Origin of the sequence: Alistipes sp. An54, assembly GCF_002159375.1 — a bacterium.
Taxonomy (GTDB): Bacteria; Bacteroidota; Bacteroidia; order Bacteroidales; family Rikenellaceae; genus Alistipes; species Alistipes megaguti.
In genome coordinates this window covers 62,582-77,895 of the sequence record NZ_NFIA01000010.1, presented here as the reverse complement: position 1 = coordinate 77,895, position 15,314 = coordinate 62,582, and the positions used below count along the sequence as shown (strand labels likewise).

Here is a 15,314-nt window from a genome sequence, read left to right as displayed (position 1 = left end):
AAGTTGGATCGAAAACAGGCCCCTTGCAAATCGCATTGTATTGGTTTACATTCTATTGCAGTTTAACTGCACTTTGCCGGCAGACCATTTATCCGCGATTCGCTCCGTTCGGGCCGAGGCCTTACCTTTGGGGTGTAAAACCGAGATTTTCATGGCGCAGGAATTGGACAACAAGCAGAAAAAGGAGTGGGCAAAACTGCTCTTCCTTACGACGGACCTCACGCAGGCGGAGATCGCCACAAAGGTCGGCGTCTCACGGATCACCGTCGTCCGGTGGGCCAAGGAGTGGGAAGGTCTCAAGCTGAACTTCCTCCAGACCCGGGAGGCGCGGATCAAATCGACGCTCATGCAGCTCAACGAACTCGACGAGAGCATTGCGGCCCGTGAGCAGGGGGCGCGTTATCCGACAGCCAAGGAGGCGGACATCCGGCGCAAGCTCACGGCCGACCTCGAAGCGCTCGAACAGGAGGCCTCCGTGCGGGACATCGTCAATGTGTCGCGGGGCATTCTCGACTACATCCGGGGCCTTGATCTGGAGAAGGCCAAGATACTCTCGGACTATTTCGATTCATACATACAGGAGCGGTTGAAATGGGTAAAGTAGACGACATGCGCGCCTGGAACGAATGGCGCGAATATTACCGGGCCCTGAAGCGCGACAAGGCGGTGGACAGCCTCTCTCCCGTGGAGCGGAAGCGGCGGCTCGAAACGATCGAAAAGGATCCCATAGCGTGGATGCTCTTCTTCTTTGCGGAGTATGCCCGGTATCCCTTCACGCCCTTTCAGAAGAGAGCCATCCGGCGGATCACCTCCAATTCCGAGTGGTACGAGGTGTTATCCTGGTCGCGCGAGCTGGCCAAATCGACCATTGTCTTCATGTGCATCATGTACCTTGTGGTGACGCGCCGCAAGCGCAATGTGCTGCTTGTGTCGAACAGCCACGAGAATGCCACGCGCCTGCTCGAACCCTACAAGAAGGCCTTCGAGCAAAACGCACTGCTGAAGGCCTACTACGGCGACCTGCGGGAGGCCGGCAACTGGACCGCCGATGAGTTCTCGCTGACCTCGGGAGCGGCATTCCGGGCGCTCGGTGCGCTCGAATCGCCGCGAGGCACCCGCAAGGATGCCTTCCGGCCGGACACGATCCTCCCGGACGACTTCGATACGGATGCCGATTGCCGCAATCCCGACATCGTGAAGAAGAAGTGGCAATGGTTCGAGGAGGCGCTGATCCCGACCCGATCGGTGAGCGGCGACCTGCTGGTCGTCTTCTGCGGAAACGTCATCGCCCGGGACTGCTGCGTGACGCGAGCCGGGGCCAAGGCCGACCACTGGGACATCGTGAACATCCGCAATGCCGAGGGCCGTTCGACCTGGCCCGAGAAGAACTCCGAAGAGCGCATCCGCCGCATCGAGCAGACGATCTCCACCAAGGCCTTCCAGCAGGAGTACATGAACAATCCGCTCTCCGAGGGCGAGGTGATCAAGGAGGTGGTCTGGGGAAAGTGCCCGCCGCTCGAACGGCTCCAGTTCGCAGTGGCCTATGCCGATCCGGCGCCGTCGAACGCCCGCAACAAGGCATCGAGCTTCAAGGCGAATTTCCTGCTCGGGTACTGCGACGGGAAATTCTACGTCTACACGGGATTCCTCGACCACGTCACCAACGACGAGTTCGTGGAATGGTTCTACAACCTGCGCGACTATGCGGGCGAGCGGGTGCAGGTCTATTACTTCATCGAGAACAACACTTTGCAGGATCCCTTCTACGAACAGGTGTTCCTTCCGATGTTCGCAGCGCGCGCCCGCGAGCGGGGATTCATCGGCATCACGCCCGATGTACGGTGCAAACCGCCGAAGTTCGAGCGCATCGAGGGTAACCTTGAACCGCTGATCCGCCAGGGCCGCCTGGTGCTGAACTCCGACGAACGCGAGAACCCGCACATGAAACGCCTCGAAGAGCAGTTTCTGCTGCTCAACCGGCAAATGAAATCCCCGGCCGATGGCCCCGACTGCATCGAAGGCGGCGTGTGGATCATCAACCAGAAGATCTCCACGCTTGGCGAGGGCTCCTACACCATCGGACGGCGACATCACGCTTCAAAACGATTCTGATATGGCTTTTCTGACACCTGAAGAGTTGCAGACGCACCTCTACAAAGAGAACATCGCGACCATCTCCCGGGAGGATGATGCGATCGTGGCGGCGGCCATCGATGCCGCCATCGAGGAGGCCTCGGGCTATCTCGGGGCCTATGACCGCAAGAAGATCTTCGGCGCCGTGGGTGACGAACGCAACGCGCTGCTGCTGATCTTCGTCAAGGACATCGCCGTGTGGCACTTCGTCAACCTGTGCAATGCCGGCACGGACCTCCAACTTCGGCAGGACCGCTACGAACGGGCCGTTTCCTGGCTGAAGTCCGTACAACGCTCGGAGACCAAACCCAACCTTCCCGTCGTGAAGGATGCCGACGGCGACGGCAAACCCGACCCCGCCGTCGGAGAGTACATTTTCGGGTCGAATCCCAAACGATCGCAACATTTCTGACCATGGCACAGACTGGCAACAAAACATCTGCCCGAAAGGGCTCCGGCTCGAAAGCCTCGAAGCCGATTGTGGTGCAGCAGATCGTCGTACAGGCGCCGCAGCGCCGCGTGTACGACATCGGAGACTGGCGTACAGCCCTTCGGGCGGCCGACAACGGGCGGCCGAAATACCTCTACAACCTCTTTGAGGACATTCTGATCGACGGCGTGTTGGCCGATGCGATCAACAAGCGCATCGAGGCCGTGCTGAATGCCGAGGTGGTCTTCATGAATGGCCAGGGGAAGGAGGAGGCCGCCATCAGCTCGATCATCGACTCGACGGCCTGGGAGACACTCATCCGCGAGATCATGCACCGGCTGTTCTACGGCCGGGCAGGAGTGGAACTCTTCTTCAACGGCAGTTTCTGCGTCGAACCCATCAAGCCCAAGTATATCGACCTGGACAATCGCCGGATCCTGCTCAATGACGTGGGAGACCGCTCGGTACCGTACGACGATGATCCGAACCTGATGGTCATCGGCCGTCCCGGAGACTACGGACTGCTGCTCAAGACCGCGCCCTATGCCATCTGGAAGCGCGGCGGATTCGGCGACTATGCCCAGTGGATCGAGCTGTTCGGCATGCCGCAGCGTGTCGGCAAGTACAACACCTTCGATCCGCAGAGTCGAGAGCTGCTCAAGAAGGCGCTGGAGGAGGCCGGGTCCGCGCCCTACCTGGTCATTCCGAAGGAGGCGGACATCGAGACCAGGGAGGGAAACACCGGCTCCGGATCGTCGTTCAACGAGTTCCGCCAGGCGACGAACGAGGAGATGCTCATCACGATCCTCGGGCAAACGCTGACCACGATCCAGGGCGAACGCGGGGCCCGTTCGCTCGGGGAGGTGCACCTGCAGGTCGAGGATGCGAAGCACAAGAGCGATCTGCGCTTCGTGCAGCGCACACTCAACGAACGGCTGCTCCCCATTTTGGAGGCTTACGGTCTGCCTGTGAACGGAGGCCGGTTCGTCTATCCGAAGGCGGCCGAGCCGCTCTCGGTGGACGATATCGTGAAGCTCGCGACGATTATCGACATCCCCGCGGCGTTCATCCACGACAAGTATTCGATCCCGATGCCGGACAAGGGAGAGGAGATTGCGGGCAAGAAGATTCAATCGGCTACCGTCCCTCACTCCGAAGAAGATCCCGACGACGGGATCCGGAACGCCGACAGCCGCAGCTTCTGGCACCGTCTCCGGGATTTTTTCGCCGCAGCCCCGCAGGGCGGGGCGACCGATGGCACAATCCCCATGCGGATGCAGGACAGTGATACGCTCGACGAGCGGCTGATGGGACGCGTGGCCGCCTCGCAGCCTACGTTCGACACGGAGCTCTTTCGATTCCTCTCCGAAGACCTTTTGAAGGCCGTTCAACCGGATGCTGACAACATCGGGAATGCCGACGTCGGGATTGCGTACAGCGTGCGCGACGATGCCTTGCAGACGGCCATGGAGATCAACCTGTTCCAGTTCTCGGCCGCCAAGACCCTGGCCGAGTTGCAGGAACTCAACCGTCTCTTCCGCGAGAGCGGCAGCTTCGCGGATTTCGAACGCGAGGCCCACAAGGTTTGCACGGCGTTCAACCGCGACTGGCAGCGCACCGAGTACGACACGGCGCTGCTCACGTCCGAGGCGGCCAGCACCTACCGCCGGTTGATGGGCAAAACGAAGCTGTTTCCCTACTGGGAGTACCGGACCGTCGGCGACGACCGGGTACGTCCATCCCACCGTCGGCTCGAAGGGGTTGTCCTTTCCTGGAATGACGCCCGCTGGAAGAAGATCTTCCCGCCGAACGACTGGCGGTGCCGCTGCCGGGTTGTGCCGCGAATGGCCCACGAGGTCACGAAAGAGGAGGTCGAGGCCTCGCAGCAACGTGTGGACGAGTTCTTCGGAACGGCGACCTGGAAGAAGGCCGAAGCCCAGGGCTGGGGCGTGAACCGAGCTCTCACCGGAGAGGTGTTCACGCAGAACCAGTTCTACATCCGCCGCTTCCAGGACAAGGCCTCGAAGCTGCTCGGCCAACTCTACTACAACGACTGGGGGCTCGACTCCTTTGCCAAACGCCTGGCGGCAGCCACGGAGCGGATGCCCGAATACAGCGGTACGGCCTCCGAGTGGTACGAGGTGCACAAGACGCTGCGCGACTACAAGGGGCGGATGGTAGTGCTGGATAAAGAAGTATTTCAGCGGCATACAACCGGAAGCTATGAAAAAACACGCATACCTCTATTGGGTTGTATTGCTGATGTCTTGAATAGCCCTGACGAAGTCTGGCTGAATGACTATCAGAAATTATTTAAAAATCTAAACTTTATCAAGTTCTATGATGGAAAGGTAATCAATGTGATCTGTGAAGTGGATGAAAATCTCGAATATCGGATAACCACCTGGTTCGAGATCATTCAGACTCCGAACTTGAAACAGAAAACGCGTAACAGCCGCCACATTGACCCGCGATGGAGATACCGGCGGGGCTTGCTTATAAAAAAGTCGTAGCGGCATGTCTTTGCGTCCGGACGTACTGTTGTTTACTCGGGGAACACGTCCCGCAGGTATCCGCAACGCCTTGGATAGCCAGTGTCATACCGCTGCTTCGGGTTTCATACAACTCCCGCCGTCGTGGTCCGGAGACCGGTCCTCTTTGATACCCCCATCACCCGCGAGGGTGGTATCATACCATTCACCAGTAGTCATATGCTTCGGGACAAATATACGCAATTTTCATGAAAATAGAAATCGACAAACTCCTTGAAAACCAAATGGCGGAGATTCTGCAGGGGACAGCCCAGATCGTCGCCGAGACATCCATCGAATATTTCCAGGACTCCTTCCGGCATAAAGCCTTCGACGGAAACCCCTGGGCGCCGCCTCGGGTGCCCAAGCGGTCGGGATCGCTGCTCGTGCAGTCCGGAGCGTTGCTCAACAGCATACGTCCCGTCCTGGTCTCGCCCGAGCGGATCGTCATTGCGGCCGGCAATGAGAAGGTCGACTACGCCCAAGTCCACAACGAGGGTTTCAAAGGATCGGTAACTGTCCCGGCTCACATCCGGCACACACGGCGCGGCGACCAGACCGTCCGACAGCACACCCGGAGCGTGAACATCCCCCAACGGCAGTTTATCGGCGGCGCTCGGGAACTCGAGACCGAGTTGCAGAAAAGGATCGAGGCTTATGTAGAATCCGTATTAACCGACTGACCATGGAAAAAGAACTCTTCATTGCTCTGTGCGACCTGCTGAAAAGCAAGGTCCCCGAGCTGCAATGGGTCGATGCCGACCAGGGGCAGCTCAACGTCTCCGAACGACCTCCCGTAGCGTTTCCCTGCTGTCTGGTGGAGATGAGCTACCCGCAGTGTGTGAACCATACAGCCGGGACGCAGCGCGTCCAGGTGCGGTTCCAGTTGCGGGTGGCATTCAATGTCTCGGCCCCGACGAATGCCTCCGCACCGATCGAGGTGCGCGAGAAGGCCCTTGCACAATACGATACCCTGCAACGAATCCACAAGGCATTGCAGTGGTGGAACTACGGCCGCAGAATCAACCCCACGGCGCGGGTTTCGGTGGCTCCCGAGAGCCGTTCGGACGGTTTGAAGGTGTACAGGATGATCTATGAATCGGCCTTCATGGATTAGCTCCAGTCCCAGCCGGGGAACATCCGCCGCAACTGGCGCTTGGTCGTCCGCTGGCGGATCAGCGTGTTGTAGAACTCATCCTCGGCGACCAGGGCATTGCTGATCGTGCGGTCCTCGACGAAGAATTCATTATCGGCAAGGATCTTCAGCACATCGTCGAAACGTCGCCGTTCGAGCTCCGTCCAGTAGTAGTAACGGGCCGTCAGGATGCGGTTGCGCTTGGCGATCCGCTCCCGACGCGAGGTGATGCTACCATCTCCCGAACGGGCCAGCGAACGCGTACGCCGACGGTTCCCGGCCTTCTCGATGGTCGGGCAGTGAAACAGCTCCTGTGAGTTTATGTGCGTCATGTCACAAAGATAGGGATTACTGCCGAAATTCGGGATGCCTTGCAGATAAAAATCCGCCGGAATCGAATGACTCCGACGGATTTTTCGTCTGCTCCGGATTGTCCGGCTATTTATGCGTCAGTTTCCGGTCGGCCTTGAACAGCTTTCCGTATTCGTCGTAGGAAATCTCGAAATAGAACTTGTCCATGCCGACAGGCTCCCCCATAGTGACATATGCCGGAAAAACCTGGAACCGTACGACGTCCCTGCCTTCACTGGTGGTACGCAACACCGCCAGCATGAACTTGTCGGGATACTCCTTTTGCCAATAGGTCATTGCGGCATCGGTACCGTACGCCTTCTCGTAGCTGTTGTAGAGCGTGCAAGCCGAAGAGTAAAGCAGACGTGTCATATCCAGGAATCCGGAGAACGAGTATTGCGCATTCTTGTGAGATTCGTTGGCGTAGTGCGACACGACACTGACCTGCTGCCCCGGAGTGATCGTTCTCAACGCATTGTAGTCAGTCTCCTCAAGAAGTCCCGCACAGATCGTTCTAAAGTAGCACCAATCCATCTCCAGATTCGGATAGAGGTATGCTCCCTTGTCGTATTCGATGAAGAGGAAACGCATCGTATCTATGCACCCGACAAACAGAGAGCGGAAATTTTCACATTGGACACCTGACTGGAAACGGATCTCCGTATTGTAGCGGCTCTTCCACTTGCCGTCGATTTGTTCCCAGTAGAGGGCTCTCTTTATCTCCTGGGATTTGTACGACAACGTGGTGGCCGGTTGATCCACCCGATCCTGCGCCGACAGACTGCCCGAGCCGAACAGCATGAGCAGACAAAAAATGAGGAGTTTTTTCATAGTCGAGGTATTACGAAGGGTTTATTTGTCCGAAGATACGAAAATTTGTACTCCCGGCAAAATGCAGGATCCCGATGCATTTTCCTCGGCATCGGGATCCTTGCTTATCGGAGACCGGGAGATGACTCCGCCTGGTAGATAAAATCGACATTCACACGGCGGAAAACGGTCAGTTCCATGGTGAAGTCCAGGAATCGGGCGTCCTCCTTCTGAAGCCGGCTTCGGATGAACTCCGTGCATTCCCGCTTCATCTCCGACACCGGCATGCCTTCCTGTCGCGGGATATAGAACCCGCTCAAGTAGCGTTTCCGGTATCCGGGCCGCTGGATGATAAACCGCACCCGGTACATGGCTCAGTCCATGGCTGCCATCGAGAGTGGCAGCGTGTGCTTGACGCCTTTGTCATCCTTGTAGGAAGCCGAGATGAACTGGCAGGTCTCCTCGGGCCGGTAGGCGCCCTGGATGATGTCGGTTGCTTCGATAAGTTCGGAGTACCCGGACTTTCGGGCAATCTCCCGGAGCTGCAGCACACGGCTCGCCTTCAGATTGCCCTTGCGGTCCTTGGACAGCAGGTTCATTACCATCTCTGCCAAAGCTGCCGAGTCGGCATCCCTGGCCAGCGATTTGACGAACTCCTTGACCTTGGCGACACCGACCTCGACCGTATCGTCCCACCCGTCGTTCGTGCGATTGCCCAGCGCCAGCGTGATGCGGCCATCGGAGGTGGTGAACTGGTCGCTGTGACGGTCGGATTTCGTCTTGAACAGCTCCTCCTTGAGTTGGATCAGCGTCTCGGCATCGGCGAACACCACGTCCTTGAGACGCCGCATCTCTTCACTCATGGCCTTGAGCCGTGAGAACTTCAGCCTGCAGAACTCGTCCACGGCGGACTTGTAGGCAGTAACATCGTCTTCGCGTTTCTGTTTCTCGGCACGCTCTTCGGCCTCAAGCTGCGCCTTCAATTCGGCGCGTTCCGCTGCTGTCATTTTCGTGATATCCATATTGAAAAAAGTTATATCTTTGTATCGGGAAGAGGGTTAGTCCAAGGGCAAGAGCCAGACTAATACAGCCCCCAATAGATAATCGGCTTCGGCCGGTTTTAATTAAAAAAAGTTCAAAATTATGGAAACCTTATTTTGAATGTTGGCAGGGTACCTGTTTGGTAAGGCTGTCGACTGACTCATTTATCGTAGTAAGCGATAGCGCCTGCCTGTACAGGGCTTTTGCTACTCCCCCTAACTCGGGGGAGTTTTTATTTCCTTTCATTATCGGGTTCAAACGTCTTGTCGCCTCATCGGTCTCTTTTTTGGCTTTCATACTTGCCTCCATCAGCAGTGAATCCGTGCGACTGCGGGGAATGAACCGCGGAGCTGATGGGCGCACTTCCCGGCCAACCGACAAATAGTGCAAGGGGGACTTCCACAAATACGACCGTCTTTCGACATGAGCAGCACCCCGTCATAAGCAGGGCGCAAACACCCAGAATGATCCGTTTCATAGGTTACTTGTTAGGTGAGATTGCAATAAAATGCTCAAGCAGCGACACCTTCTCCTCTGTTTCACAGCGGCGATTCTCCTGCCGCTCGGTGGCTTCCCCGGACTCATGAATGTCGTCCAGTCGTTCAAGACGTTTTCGGAGCTCCTTCAATGGCTTTTGAAGGATCCTTGCCAGCAACGCTGCCTCCCTCTTGTCGAGGGCGAGCATCTGCTCGTAATACCCGGTAAGCGGGATGGGTTCTTTGATCCACTTCATAAATTCTGATCTTTACGGTTCATTTCGTATTCAGTTCGATTATATTGTCCAGCCTGTAGTCTGTGATGTTCGCACACGCGATCAAGGCCGGGATCCTGTACAGAGGTTTTGCCGGGGCGAAGTCGTAACGGCCCGAGATCCGGCCGTTGTACTTCTCGATCAACCGACACAACGACACTACGATGTTGTAGGACTTCTCCGGCTCGGACAACAGAATGCAGGCCGAGATCCTGCCGTACATCCAGTCAAGTTGGTCGTTGTACTGCCGCGAGGCCGCAGGATTGACCGAGTGCAGCATGTTAAAGGCTGTTCCGTGCGCGTATTCCGTCATGTGGCGAATCTGGCCCATCCGCAGTTTGACCTGATGGCGAAGTTTTCCGACATCGGCAAGTGCCGCCTCAAGGTCGAGAACCGCGTATCCCATACAGGCGACCATCGTAAGCATGCGAACCGCAATCGGCACATATTTCGCGTCGGCCTCACTCGGTCCCCGATCGAGAATCTGAAGGTTCATCCAGGCCGTGCGCCGGATCAACTGCATTTGTTTGTATTTCATATCCAATAGCATATACGATTGTTCACTTGTCAACTCGGCAACTGACCTTCGCGTAGGATGAGCGGGATCATTACCTTTCGAGGTCGGGAGTATCCTTTTCGGCCCATCGCTTCGAGCTTCGAGATCATGATCTCGAGTTCTGCAAGCGAGAGCCGGGCAAACTCCTTCCCTGCGATTCTGTTGCTCAAACAGAAGGTATCGACCACATCCCAATCCGAGGTGTCAATACCCAGACGTTGCATTCGGTGCAGTACTGCGGACCGCAGACGTTTCCGCTCACGATGGAACTCCTCGACGCTTAATCCTGGATGCTCGATCTCTGCTTCGAGGGCCGTACACATGGCCTCGTATTCCGACGTCCGCATATCGCGCAGAGAGGTCGTACGGCCCTGGGTAAACCGCATTACAAGAGCCTCCTTTATTTGCTCCCTGTCGCCGGACACCCGATTGAGGAGTGCGTAAAAGCGAGCATAGCTTGTAGGTTTCCGCTTCATCATTTCGCGCTTTTTGAGAATGGTTTCGGTTTGTTGGGGTCTCCCCAGTATTCCTCGGCTTTTTCGCGCCATATCGTATATTCTCCCGTTGGCCCGAAGAAGCGACCGTTCGTGAAGGCCTTGTATCCCTCGACCCATATCTTCAATCCGGCATCGTACATGACCGACCGGGCTGCCCGACCTGCCGGTTGTTTTCCGTCGGCATGACTCACGAAGACGAGCATCTTGTCCGGATGCCGTTCCTTGAATGCGATGTACTGACGGTAGTCAAGTTGCGTGTACTGGAATGAATCGATGATAACGAAATCCGGAGATTTGCGCTTTGACAGCCGTTCGTCGAGATCTTCCATGGACTCTCCGGCCACCACCTGGAACCGGCGGCCGCAGTCCTGCATGGCATGACGCCGCAGCGCGTTCAGGAATGAAACGGAGAGACCCTCTTCGAGTGAATTGTAAAGAACGCGACCAAACCGGGCCAGTTCCTTGCCGAACGATAATACCGCCGAAGTCTTGCCGTTGCCTGATTTTCCCCAGAAGAATACGACACCCGTACGGTCGATTTCGCCGACACAGTCGCCCCATCCACCTTCGAGACGGAGTGTGGACCGACGGATCGACAACGCCTGGGTTACGGAGAGAGATTTTGCCATTACCGTATGATTGAATAGTGATTGAACAGTGTTATTTCTCGGTTATTGCCGCCAGTCGCTTCTGTTTGTGAACTTCGCGCCGCACCCGCCTCAGATCGAACTCGCACCCGGCAGCATCCTTTACCACGACATTGACCGTCCGGTCGTCTGTGATGCCGTTGGCGCGAGCGATGGCTGCCACCTCGTAGGACGAAGCGGGCGTCAGTTCAATGAATTTGCGGCAGATGCGCGAATGGATTTCGTCATATCCCTTCTTGTTGTAGGCAAGACCGATCTCCATGCGCCGTTTGATATAGCTGGTAGAAATAAAGATGATGCCGCAATAGTTCTCCAGCCGGTTGTAGATGGTGATGAAGTAGTAGAAAACCGTATCGGAGAGTTTGTCGCCCTCGTCGAAGATGAGCAGCGGCCGGTCGAGCGTCAACAGGTGGCGCGTGATCCGTTCAAGCAACTCATGCATGCTCCGGTCCGAGATGGCAATGCCCAGGGCCCGGGACATTTCCCGGATGAAGTCGATACGGTGCATATCCTCCGAACAGGGGATTACGAAGACGTTTTCGTGTTGCGATGCGTAGTCGCGTGCCGTTGTCGTTTTCCCCGAACCGGCCGGAGCGATGGCCCATGCGACGTTCTGGAATTGCTGTGCGTCGGAGAACAGCTCGGAGAGTTCCTGGTACATCCGGGTCTTGCAAAGCTGCCAACCTTCGGCCCGCTGTCCGGAGATCTGTGCCCGCAGCTTCACGAACATCTCGTCGCTGATTGACTCGTATCGGCCATTGAGGATCGTCGACACCGTGCCGGCCGAGATCCCGGTCAGGGAATTTGCGGCCTTGTTCTGGCTCGGATAGCGGCTCACATAGGCCTGCAACATCTCGCGGATCCCGTTTTTCTGTTCGTTGGTAAGTTTCATATCCTAAAATCTGTTTAAAAGTGACACTTCGTCAAAAGTCATATTGCTGAGCTGCTTCTCAACCTGGCCGACGGCAATCGGCTCGCAGCGCTCCTCCTGCAGTGTACAGTCTGAAAAAGCTGCATCCGCATAGCGGTCAAGCAGCCGCTCCTGTGCCCGTGGTGTGAGCCCCTGCAGGCGCGGCGTATGCAGCCCGTGCTGCTCGGGAGCGACACCGTGGGCCACCTCCAGCTCGTAGCCCTCCATCTGCCGGAGGATGCGTTCCCGCTTGTTGGCTTCGAGTGTTTCGCGCAGGAATGCCTGCTCCTCGGGAGTTTGCTCCTGGATGGCGCGGTGAACGACCGCATAGGGAACAGCCGGCATTACCATCCGCAAGCCGCCGACAGCCGGCTTTGTGCAGAGCCAAACGCGCGTCATATCGTCCGGATCGTATCGGACGAAGAACTTGCGTGTGGTGTTCGAGCGGCGGAACTCCATGTCGGGATGCCCTTCGGCGTCGAGTACTTCGTAGCTGTACCGTTGTCCCGCTACCTGAATGGTGATGCCCGAAGAGGTGAATTCGCTCGGGCGCTCCGTAACGCTCCAGAACATCTCCATATAGTCGTATTGCGAGAGGGCCGGAGCTTCGGGGTTCTGCGAACGCAGATACATCTCCCGGCGGCTCATCTTCGATTCGGGATGGCGCAGGTCATTCCATCGCTGGCGGTAGTCGGCATAGGCCGCACACATCTCCTCGAATGTGTAGAGGTTGTCCACGTTGGCCCCGATGAACTCGGAGTTAGGACGGGAATCACGGCTTGTCGCCGTAATATTCTGCCCCGTGAAGCGCCAGTCGGCATGGAGCACCTCGCGCTGGAACCGACCAAACACCGACTCGATGCTCTTGGCCTGCGGCGTATGGGGTGCCGTTTTGCGCGTGATGTGGCAGATCCGCGACATGAAACTCAGCGAATCGGTCGTTTTCTGCCCGCCCTGGTTGTCGGTAACGATCTCGAAGGGCTTGTGTCCGGCTGTTTCGATGGCCATACGGAAGGCGCGGCGCTGCAGCTCGGCATTCTCGGTATCTCCGATGCAGTAGCCCAGCAGCATCTCGCTGTAGGCATCGATCACCTCGTAGACCATGGCCGTCTTCTTGACCAGGCCTCCGTCCTTGTCACGCCCCTTGTAGTAGAGATTCAGTTTCGTACCGTCGCCATACCACAGCGCATCGCGCACTCCGGGGAGAATCGTCTGCTGCTTGCGGTCGAACTTCTGACGTGCGGAGAGCTCTCCGTACACCGCAGCCCACCATTTCGGCGCAACATCCGGCCGCTCCAGGTAGGAGGTGACCGAGTTCATCGATTCGAGCGTCTTCCATCCCTTGCGCTCGGCACGCCGGTTGTACTCGTCGAAGATCTGGCGCAGGGTATAGACCGGTACGCGGCTCCGGCGCAAGGCAACGAGCAGCCGACCTCCCTCGGGTGTGATCTTTGTCCTGTTCGTATTGCAGAACTTCTTAGAGACGAGGCAGATGAATCCCTCGCGCTCATAGGTGCGCACCTTGTCTTTCAATCGGGCTTCGTTGTTGGGCAGCGTATGGTGAAAATCCGCACGCAAGCGCTCGGCCGAGGCCAGAATATTCTCCCAGATGATGCGGGTAGATTGCTTGAGACGGTTGCGGCCAAGGCGTTGTTTCTCGACCTCCTCGTGCAGCACATCGAGTACCGAGGCGTTCAGCGTGTACTCCTCGACCTTGTCGTCGGGGAGCGTCTCCCCGTTCGGGAGTCGGAATGTTCCCGGCTCGAGGCCGGCAAAGAAACGGCGTGCCTCGGCGTTGATCACCAGTGCAGGCTTGTCCTGGCGCAGCAGCTCCTCCGGATCACCGTACTTGGCCTCAAAACGCTTGCGGAACCGCTCCGGCAGCGATGAATACTCGATCTGAACGCGACGGCCAAGTCCTCCTCCGGAATCGATCTTCTTGAGGCGTTTGCGACTGGCCAATTTTTCATAAGTCGTATAAGTCATAACCGCCTCTCCGTCATCGCTGCGCGTCAGATCCTCCACCGTGACTGCAATTGTTTGACCGTATCGTTGCATGATGTTGTCTCATTTATTGGCTCCCGTGCCGGCATCGCTCCGGACAACCCCTGCGAGTTCACGGGAGAATCGCTATATTTGTGCTGTCAACTGCAAACTTTTAGCGATTTATGGGTAAGATCTTTCGTTTGAATGTAACCGTCTCTTATTTTGAGGGTACGAACATCAACCGGTATCGGAAATCTATCTTGGATATTTTCAAGAGTTTTGCCTGGCTTTATCACCTCGATTATGCGATTTCAGTCAATCACGATTTCGGGCTCGAAAGCGGAGAGGCTGATCTGGTGTATCTTCGCTCGACAGACAAGACCGAGATTTCCAAAAAGGAGTTAGACAAGGTTATTCACGATGTGTTTCGCCACAGGCCTTCGTTCTTGTGGGAAGGTGTCGATGTCGGGCGGCAGCTATACAAGGCTTTGCCGGACTTCCCGTTCCCTGATGAGTTCTTTCGGCCACTTCATTATCCATATGTGGAGTTCCATAACGGGAATAAAGCAATACTCTTTGTGCACGAGGAATCTCTTTCAGAGGTACTAAATGAGAGTGAGGATGAACAAAGTTCGATTTCATAATAGCGTTGTTTTAAAGTGGGCTCCCGTGCCGGTATCGCTCCGGACAACCCCTGCGGGTTCACGGGATTTGTCGAGGTTTACGCCATCACTTTCAGCGTATCCTCGATATACTGCTTGTCCTCATCCCACAGCGGCAGATCCATGCGCAGCTTCGTAAGTGTTACCTCCCGCTGACCGATCAGCTGCACGGCTTCCCTGTACAGGTCGGAGTCCTGGTATGCGCAAGCCTTGCCGATGAGTATCTCGGCCAGTTCCGCATGCTTCCTCTTCGTCTCTCGCTTCAGGAAGTTGAGTTCCGCATCCATTGTTCCGACGCGTTTGCCCAGTTCCTTCAGGCATCGGCGAATCTCAATACGATCGTTGGCGCTGTCGTAGGCACACATGATCCGGATCTCCTTGCAGAACTCCGCTTTGTCCATTTCTCCTGCGGCCATATACAGGTTTTCGATCAGCCGGTAATCCTCCGGTGCGATGATTCGTTTTGTCAAATTTTCGAACTCCTTGCGTGTCATAGTATTATAGTATTATTGTTGTTTTTCGATTTGCTTTGCTTCGTACCATAATGCCCAGCTTACCGAACCGCTGGCAATGATCGTGAACAGGTGGATCAGGTTCCCGGCGTACACGCCGAAGATTCCACCGAGCGCCAGGATCCCGAATATCACCGATCCGACGTAGTTCTCGCGGATCATCCACTGCTCGTTCATAGTTGTGTCGGATTTTGTGTTGGTTTGAAGACGCCACCCCGGGCGAGGGCCAGTTTGCGGATTTTGCAGGCTAATGGGGTATTCGTCTGGCCGCTTAAGGCTTCCCGGACGGTCTTGCGGGCTACCCCAAGCAATTGTGCCAGCTTGACGATCTCCCCATGTTCTACAAGTACTCTTGCCATAAA

The 15,314-nt window shown here is 56.5% G+C and carries 19 protein-coding genes; 7 read left to right on the top strand and 12 right to left on the bottom strand.

Features of this window, described 5'->3' with window-relative positions; genetic code table 11:
• Positions 1–151 precede the first annotated feature (151 nt).
• The 6 genes from B5G09_RS10260 (at position 152) to B5G09_RS10235 (ending at position 6,211) form a co-directional block, all read left to right on the top strand.
• Complete coding sequence (locus tag B5G09_RS10260) at positions 152–604, top strand: helix-turn-helix domain-containing protein (RefSeq protein WP_087405079.1); 453 nt, start codon at positions 152–154, stop codon at positions 602–604.
• Positions 592–2,112 (top strand): hypothetical protein, encoded by a 1,521-nt coding sequence (locus B5G09_RS10255; protein WP_087405078.1) that lies wholly within the window; start codon positions 592–594, stop codon positions 2,110–2,112. Before B5G09_RS10260 ends, B5G09_RS10255 begins: the two co-directional genes overlap by 13 nt.
• Before the next feature lies 1 nt (position 2,113).
• Positions 2,114–2,545, top strand: coding sequence for a phage protein Gp36 family protein (locus B5G09_RS10250; protein WP_087405077.1), 432 nt, complete (start codon positions 2,114–2,116; stop codon positions 2,543–2,545).
• 2 nt (positions 2,546–2,547) lie between these two features.
• A complete protein-coding gene (locus B5G09_RS10245) occupies positions 2,548–5,076 on the top strand; it encodes a DUF935 family protein (RefSeq protein ID WP_087405076.1) in 2,529 nt (842 codons plus the stop codon).
• 227 nt (positions 5,077–5,303) lie between these two features.
• The gene (locus tag B5G09_RS10240; RefSeq protein ID WP_087405075.1) at positions 5,304–5,777 is read left to right on the top strand and encodes a phage virion morphogenesis protein; all 474 of its coding nucleotides are present in this window, start codon (positions 5,304–5,306) and stop codon (positions 5,775–5,777) included.
• A 2-nt stretch (positions 5,778–5,779) separates the two neighbouring features.
• On the top strand, positions 5,780–6,211 hold the full coding sequence (locus B5G09_RS10235) for a hypothetical protein (protein WP_087405074.1): 432 nt from the start codon (positions 5,780–5,782) through the stop codon (positions 6,209–6,211).
• Here the strand turns inward: B5G09_RS10235 and B5G09_RS10230 are convergent.
• From B5G09_RS10230 to B5G09_RS10185, 9 genes are all read right to left on the bottom strand, one after another.
• Positions 6,208–6,561 carry a hypothetical protein gene (locus tag B5G09_RS10230; RefSeq protein WP_087405073.1) on the bottom strand — a complete coding sequence of 118 codons (354 nt, stop codon included), beginning with the start codon at positions 6,559–6,561 and terminating at the stop codon, positions 6,208–6,210. The genes B5G09_RS10235 and B5G09_RS10230 overlap by 4 nt on opposite strands.
• A gap of 106 nt (positions 6,562–6,667) precedes the next feature.
• Positions 6,668–7,411: a hypothetical protein gene (locus B5G09_RS10225; protein ID WP_143256537.1), complete on the bottom strand. Its 744-nt coding sequence runs from the start codon at positions 7,409–7,411 to the stop codon at positions 6,668–6,670.
• Between the two features lie 353 nt (positions 7,412–7,764).
• On the bottom strand, positions 7,765–8,412 hold the full coding sequence (locus B5G09_RS10215; protein WP_087405070.1) for a DUF3164 family protein: 648 nt from the start codon (positions 8,410–8,412) through the stop codon (positions 7,765–7,767).
• A 500-nt stretch (positions 8,413–8,912) separates the two neighbouring features.
• A complete protein-coding gene (locus B5G09_RS10210; RefSeq protein WP_087405069.1) occupies positions 8,913–9,164 on the bottom strand; it encodes a hypothetical protein in 252 nt (83 codons plus the stop codon).
• Between the two features lie 19 nt (positions 9,165–9,183).
• Positions 9,184–9,720 carry a hypothetical protein gene (locus B5G09_RS10205; RefSeq protein WP_241147631.1) on the bottom strand — a complete coding sequence of 179 codons (537 nt, stop codon included), beginning with the start codon at positions 9,718–9,720 and terminating at the stop codon, positions 9,184–9,186.
• Between the two features lie 29 nt (positions 9,721–9,749).
• Positions 9,750–10,124 (bottom strand): hypothetical protein, encoded by a 375-nt coding sequence (locus B5G09_RS10200; RefSeq protein ID WP_143256536.1) that lies wholly within the window; start codon positions 10,122–10,124, stop codon positions 9,750–9,752.
• A gap of 89 nt (positions 10,125–10,213) precedes the next feature.
• The gene (locus B5G09_RS10195) at positions 10,214–10,864 is read right to left on the bottom strand and encodes a hypothetical protein (RefSeq protein ID WP_087405066.1); all 651 of its coding nucleotides are present in this window, start codon (positions 10,862–10,864) and stop codon (positions 10,214–10,216) included.
• Between the two features lie 31 nt (positions 10,865–10,895).
• On the bottom strand, positions 10,896–11,774 hold the full coding sequence (locus tag B5G09_RS10190; protein ID WP_087405065.1) for an ATP-binding protein: 879 nt from the start codon (positions 11,772–11,774) through the stop codon (positions 10,896–10,898).
• 3 nt (positions 11,775–11,777) lie between these two features.
• Positions 11,778–13,850 carry a DDE-type integrase/transposase/recombinase gene (locus tag B5G09_RS10185; RefSeq protein ID WP_087405064.1) on the bottom strand — a complete coding sequence of 691 codons (2,073 nt, stop codon included), beginning with the start codon at positions 13,848–13,850 and terminating at the stop codon, positions 11,778–11,780.
• A 110-nt stretch (positions 13,851–13,960) separates the two neighbouring features.
• Between B5G09_RS10185 and B5G09_RS10180 the strand changes: the two genes are divergently transcribed.
• The gene (locus B5G09_RS10180) at positions 13,961–14,422 is read left to right on the top strand and encodes a hypothetical protein (protein ID WP_087405063.1); all 462 of its coding nucleotides are present in this window, start codon (positions 13,961–13,963) and stop codon (positions 14,420–14,422) included.
• Between the two features lie 77 nt (positions 14,423–14,499).
• Here B5G09_RS10180 and B5G09_RS10175 read toward each other — a convergent pair whose 3' ends face one another.
• Genes B5G09_RS10175 through B5G09_RS10165 form a run of 3 tightly spaced genes read right to left on the bottom strand, consistent with a single transcriptional unit; the run spans position 14,500 to position 15,311 of the window.
• Positions 14,500–14,910 (bottom strand): hypothetical protein, encoded by a 411-nt coding sequence (locus B5G09_RS10175; RefSeq protein ID WP_143256535.1) that lies wholly within the window; start codon positions 14,908–14,910, stop codon positions 14,500–14,502.
• A 36-nt stretch (positions 14,911–14,946) separates the two neighbouring features.
• A complete protein-coding gene (locus B5G09_RS10170; protein WP_087405061.1) occupies positions 14,947–15,129 on the bottom strand; it encodes a hypothetical protein in 183 nt (60 codons plus the stop codon).
• Complete coding sequence (locus B5G09_RS10165) at positions 15,126–15,311, bottom strand: ArsR family transcriptional regulator (RefSeq protein WP_143256534.1); 186 nt, start codon at positions 15,309–15,311, stop codon at positions 15,126–15,128. The genes B5G09_RS10170 and B5G09_RS10165 overlap by 4 nt, the downstream gene beginning before the upstream one ends.
• Positions 15,312–15,314: the final 3 nt, after the last annotated feature.

Coding starts and splice junctions, on each gene's coding strand:
- B5G09_RS10260 (WP_087405079.1), top strand. CDS start 152: ATGGCGCAGGAATTGGACAACAAGCAGAAAAAGGAGTGGGCAAAACTG.
- B5G09_RS10255 (WP_087405078.1), top strand. CDS start 592: ATGGGTAAAGTAGACGACATGCGCGCCTGGAACGAATGGCGCGAATAT.
- B5G09_RS10250 (WP_087405077.1), top strand. CDS start 2,114: ATGGCTTTTCTGACACCTGAAGAGTTGCAGACGCACCTCTACAAAGAG.
- B5G09_RS10245 (WP_087405076.1), top strand. CDS start 2,548: ATGGCACAGACTGGCAACAAAACATCTGCCCGAAAGGGCTCCGGCTCG.
- B5G09_RS10240 (WP_087405075.1), top strand. CDS start 5,304: ATGAAAATAGAAATCGACAAACTCCTTGAAAACCAAATGGCGGAGATT.
- B5G09_RS10235 (WP_087405074.1), top strand. CDS start 5,780: ATGGAAAAAGAACTCTTCATTGCTCTGTGCGACCTGCTGAAAAGCAAG.
- B5G09_RS10230 (WP_087405073.1), bottom strand. CDS start 6,561: ATGACGCACATAAACTCACAGGAGCTGTTTCACTGCCCGACCATCGAG.
- B5G09_RS10225 (WP_143256537.1), bottom strand. CDS start 7,411: ATGAAAAAACTCCTCATTTTTTGTCTGCTCATGCTGTTCGGCTCGGGC.
- B5G09_RS10215 (WP_087405070.1), bottom strand. CDS start 8,412: ATGGATATCACGAAAATGACAGCAGCGGAACGCGCCGAATTGAAGGCG.
- B5G09_RS10210 (WP_087405069.1), bottom strand. CDS start 9,164: ATGAAGTGGATCAAAGAACCCATCCCGCTTACCGGGTATTACGAGCAG.
- B5G09_RS10205 (WP_241147631.1), bottom strand. CDS start 9,720: ATGAAATACAAACAAATGCAGTTGATCCGGCGCACGGCCTGGATGAAC.
- B5G09_RS10200 (WP_143256536.1), bottom strand. CDS start 10,124: ATGCGGTTTACCCAGGGCCGTACGACCTCTCTGCGCGATATGCGGACG.
- B5G09_RS10195 (WP_087405066.1), bottom strand. CDS start 10,864: ATGGCAAAATCTCTCTCCGTAACCCAGGCGTTGTCGATCCGTCGGTCC.
- B5G09_RS10190 (WP_087405065.1), bottom strand. CDS start 11,774: ATGAAACTTACCAACGAACAGAAAAACGGGATCCGCGAGATGTTGCAG.
- B5G09_RS10185 (WP_087405064.1), bottom strand. CDS start 13,850: ATGCAACGATACGGTCAAACAATTGCAGTCACGGTGGAGGATCTGACG.
- B5G09_RS10180 (WP_087405063.1), top strand. CDS start 13,961: ATGGGTAAGATCTTTCGTTTGAATGTAACCGTCTCTTATTTTGAGGGT.
- B5G09_RS10170 (WP_087405061.1), bottom strand. CDS start 15,129: ATGAACGAGCAGTGGATGATCCGCGAGAACTACGTCGGATCGGTGATA.
- B5G09_RS10165 (WP_143256534.1), bottom strand. CDS start 15,311: ATGGCAAGAGTACTTGTAGAACATGGGGAGATCGTCAAGCTGGCACAA.